The organism is Staphylococcus intermedius NCTC 11048 (assembly GCF_002902385.1).
GTDB classification, from domain to species: Bacteria; Bacillota; Bacilli; order Staphylococcales; family Staphylococcaceae; genus Staphylococcus; species Staphylococcus intermedius.
In genome coordinates, this window is the sequence record NZ_PPQH01000091.1 from 1 (window position 1) to 3,952 (window position 3,952).

The following is a 3,952-nucleotide window of genomic DNA, read 5'->3' on the forward strand; positions in this document are numbered from 1 at the left end:
TGCTATGAAATTAGTCATATGTTGGTCAGTTAAGGAAATACTACCAGTTAAAATGATAATTAGTTATATTTTTTCTGACTTTGCAACAGAACCAAAGATAATGTAAAGTTATTTACAAATCAATACTGTTTAAAAGATGATATGGTGCGCTGGAGTAAAGAGTATTCAGAAAAACACGATTTAAATCAGAATGTATTTTATAAGAGTATAGCCAATGGCCAAGAATTAACGCCTGAATGGGTTGATTATTTGTTGAAAGAAGCAGATGTTACTTCATTTGGATATGGCGTTGGTAGAAATAACACAATGTTTTCAGTAGCGTTATATTATTATTCTAAAAATGTAGATATAAAAGTAGCAGAAAGTAATATAAATGCTTTTAATCAGCGCTTAAATAAGCCTTTATCACATAAAGAGGTTGAAAAAGTAATTAAAAATGCTTATAGCGGTCGTTATGGTGGTGTAATGCGTGAACATGTAGAAAACCTTTTAGAAGCTTTTAGTGATGGCCAAATTGCATATAGCAATAGTGGTGTAAGTATCAATGGCTTTTGGAAACATAAAAAAGAGCGTAAAGATCGTGTCAGAAGCCATTTTGACAAACGTAAAGGCGATTTAGAAAGTTATTTAAGAGAGCATACAAACAAACAGAAAGTATTTGTTAAAGGCTCAATGAGTGCTATTGCTAAAAAATTAGGAATGGTTAGATCATCACTATATGCAATCTTTGAAAAATATATAAACAAAGGGACTATTATAAAATACACAATTAAAAATGGCAGATATTCAGAAACTTTCATTGCTTTAAAAAGCGTTAAAGATAAAAAAGGAAGCTATATAAAGGCTATAAGACACCTTGTAAGTTGTGAAACAAACACAAATAGATTAATGGCACAAAACAACAATTTGATAAATGAAATAGAAAACACACTCACTTATATAGACAGGCACACTCAATATATAGAAGATACTGATACTTTATATGAAAGGTTTATTTGTTAAATTTTAATTGTCCAATGTGCCATTACATATACCAGGTGCTTTTGTGAGGTGGTAATCATAATATATAAGTGAGTAGTAGAGGATTTCATCCGAAGAAAAAAACCACCCATTTACACGTTTGGTTTTCATTAAGTCGAGCAAATATCATTAGTTATCAAAACTTCAATTATTTATTTTTTATTTTCTTTTACCTTATCAATCAAATCGTTAGCTTTATCTTTAACATCATCTAAAATTCCTTTAGCTTTTCCAGAGAATTTATCTAATTTACCTTCTTCTTTTAACTCTTGATTATCAGTAACATCTCCAATAGTCTCTTTAAAATTTCCTTTTGTTTGTTCCAATTTTGTCTTGTTCATTTTTATGTTCCTCCTAAAATTAATAACTACTCTATAATTATATTATTTAAATCCTCGTTTTAACAGTAAAATAAACTTTTAAACAGAACTGAAATGTGTATCTTGAATATAAGAAAAATAATAGTAATTATCTATTTTTTGAGTAAAATGATTCAATAGATCAAGGTTTTGAGTTTTCTCTTCAAGAATAAGGGTATATTCCCATCATAAGAATTTGAATAGGAGGTGGTATTTGATTATGACACGAATTAAAAATTTTATTCTAGGCTTATTGATCGTGGTGATTGTCGGCTTTTTGTTATTTATGTATGTTGACTATCAGCCGATTAAACAATACCAAAATTACTTTTATCAGTTTAATTGGTTCCAACCTTTATTAATCGGTCTAGCTGGATTACTTATTCTTATCGGTTTGATTTTATTCTTAAGAGCTTTCAAACCCACATATCGTAAACCGGGTCTCTATAAAGATTATTCAGATGGCCATATTTATATTTCACGAAAATCAATTGAAAATACGGTTTATGATACGCTTTCAAAATATGATGCGATTCGTCAACCGAACGTCGTATCTAAACTTTACAACAAGAAAAAGAACAGTTTTATTGATATTACAGCAGATTTTATCGTGCCATCAGAATCGACGAATGTTCCATCACTCGTTGAACAAATCAGATTAGACATTAAAGAGAGCGTTGAACGTTTCTCAGAATTGCATGTCAAATCAGTTAAAGTCAATGTCCGTGACCAGAAAAGAGACAATGGTCCACGAGTCGTGTAAAGGAGGGGTCCTATGTCTAATGAAAATCGAAACGGTCAAAGTGAGCGAGATTCAGTAGAGCAAGTTGCGAAGATATTACAAAACTACAAATGGCGTATCATTGGTTTTTTCTTCTTCCTCATTATTGCCATCTTGTTTTTAACACTTGGCTTTTGGAAAACGATTTTAATCATCGTATTATGTTTAATCGGCATTGGTGTGGGGTATATTAAAGACCGTACACAAGATTTCTTAAATTTACTTAATCGGTTAAGTTGATTCAATAATCCTGGAAAAAGAAAACAAAAATAAATAATAAAGGAGTTTTTGAAATGGCAGTTGAAAATAATAAAGCAAAAGAAAGTTACAATAGAGAAACAGGCGTGAACGAAAACGAAAGACAACAACGTGAAGATAATCAAGACCAACAATTTTCAAACAGCTTAACTTTTTCTGATGAAGTTGTAGAAAAAATTGCAGGGATTGCAGCGCGTGAAGTTCGTGGTATTTTAGATATGAAAGGTGGCTTTGTGGATAGCATTAGCGGTTCATTCTCAGGTGGCAACAATGTGACACAAGGTGTATCTGCTGAAGTTGGCGAAAAACAAGCGGCAATCGACTTGAAAGTTATTTTAGAATATGGTGAATCTGCGCCGAAAATCTTCCGTAAAGTCACAGAATTAATTAAAGAACAAGTGAAACACATTACTGGTTTAGACGTGGTTGAAGTGAACATGCAAGTGGATGACGTGATGACACGTAAAGAATGGCAACAAAAGCATGAGAAAAACAAAGATCAAAACGAGAACAAAGGTTTACAATAATATAAAAAATTGAGGGAATGTTCGTTAGCTATTTTTTTACTGAACAAACGTAAATCATACCTTATACGTATGATTCTCAAAAGGTTTTGCATTGTATTAAAGTAGACAACCCATAATGATAGAAAACTCTAGTTTTTAATAGATAGTGTAAACTTTAATTAATCAATAATTCTTATGAAAGGAATTGATGGTTATGACAGAATTTACACCATGTTTTATGGATATTCTAAACTAAAAATTTGTAAAACATATTTTCCATCTTGTAAAAATATGTAAATAATATATTACCTATATTTCCAAATAATGCCTTTAAAAATACAGATAGGCATTAATTTTCGACACTTAAGAATTTTTGGATAATTTTTCTTTTTGATGTGTTATTATGTGATTAATATAAAGATAAAGAGGTGTTTTATATGGATGCATCACAAATTGTTTCTATTGTTAGCAAAGGTATTCAGATTTTAGCTGAACTAATTTCTAAATTTTTTGTATAGAATCAATAATATTAATTCCTTAAAGGAGAGATTAATTTGGAATTTTTAAAAGTAATTATTGACTTATTAGATAAAGGTTTACAAGTTGCTCCAGGTATTTTAAATGCAGTTTCTGATTTACTTAAAGCGATTGGTGTTTAATCTTGTCAAAATTATAAATTAAACACGCTCTAAATGATATGTTATAAGATGTATTATTTAATTAGAAACATACTAAGATTAGCTGTGAAGAAATTTATGACGATAGATTTCTTCACAGCTATTTTTTAGGTACGCCCGGCATGGGTAACATCTTGATGGTGAAAGTCCGTTACAGGCTTGGTAGTAGGAACTATTAGAGAAAGACAAGGGTGTCTATTGCGAAGTGGAATCTTAAGTAAGTCGGACGTAAACACTCGCACTGACGAACAGAAAGGTTCTGTTGCAAAGTTAAATATGTAGTATAATTTTAATAAAAAGGAGCATTCTACATGAACTATTTCAGATGTAAACAATTTAATAAAGACGTCA

At 30.4% G+C, this 3,952-nt stretch carries 5 protein-coding genes; 4 read left to right on the top strand and 1 reads right to left on the bottom strand.

From position 1 onward, the window contains the following. The first annotated feature begins 141 nt into the window (after nt 1-141). A complete protein-coding gene (locus tag CD138_RS12545; RefSeq protein ID WP_241523153.1) occupies nt 142-1,002 on the top strand; it encodes a primase C-terminal domain-containing protein in 861 nt (286 codons plus the stop codon). A gap of 170 nt (nt 1,003-1,172) precedes the next feature. Here CD138_RS12545 and CD138_RS12550 read toward each other — a convergent pair whose 3' ends face one another. Next, complete coding sequence (locus CD138_RS12550; protein WP_019167235.1) at nt 1,173-1,361, bottom strand: CsbD family protein; 189 nt, start codon at nt 1,359-1,361, stop codon at nt 1,173-1,175. A 238-nt stretch (nt 1,362-1,599) separates the two neighbouring features. Between CD138_RS12550 and amaP the strand changes: the two genes are divergently transcribed. From amaP to CD138_RS12565, 3 genes are read left to right on the top strand one after another with little or no spacing between them, the layout of a single operon-like run. Next, on the top strand, nt 1,600-2,142 hold the full coding sequence (gene amaP, locus CD138_RS12555) for an alkaline shock response membrane anchor protein AmaP (protein WP_026066949.1): 543 nt from the start codon (nt 1,600-1,602) through the stop codon (nt 2,140-2,142). 12 nt (nt 2,143-2,154) lie between these two features. Beyond that, nucleotides 2,155-2,400 carry a DUF2273 domain-containing protein gene (locus CD138_RS12560; RefSeq protein ID WP_096544335.1) on the top strand — a complete coding sequence of 82 codons (246 nt, stop codon included), beginning with the start codon at nt 2,155-2,157 and terminating at the stop codon, nt 2,398-2,400. A gap of 53 nt (nt 2,401-2,453) precedes the next feature. Further along, the gene (locus tag CD138_RS12565; protein WP_019168962.1) at nt 2,454-2,945 is read left to right on the top strand and encodes an Asp23/Gls24 family envelope stress response protein; all 492 of its coding nucleotides are present in this window, start codon (nt 2,454-2,456) and stop codon (nt 2,943-2,945) included. Nucleotides 2,946-3,952 lie beyond the last annotated feature (1,007 nt).

Coding starts and splice junctions, on each gene's coding strand:
- CD138_RS12560 (WP_096544335.1), top strand. CDS start 2,155: ATGTCTAATGAAAATCGAAACGGTCAAAGTGAGCGAGATTCAGTAGAG.
- amaP (WP_026066949.1), top strand. CDS start 1,600: ATGACACGAATTAAAAATTTTATTCTAGGCTTATTGATCGTGGTGATT.
- CD138_RS12550 (WP_019167235.1), bottom strand. CDS start 1,361: ATGAACAAGACAAAATTGGAACAAACAAAAGGAAATTTTAAAGAGACT.
- CD138_RS12545 (WP_241523153.1), top strand. CDS start 142: ATGGTGCGCTGGAGTAAAGAGTATTCAGAAAAACACGATTTAAATCAG.
- CD138_RS12565 (WP_019168962.1), top strand. CDS start 2,454: ATGGCAGTTGAAAATAATAAAGCAAAAGAAAGTTACAATAGAGAAACA.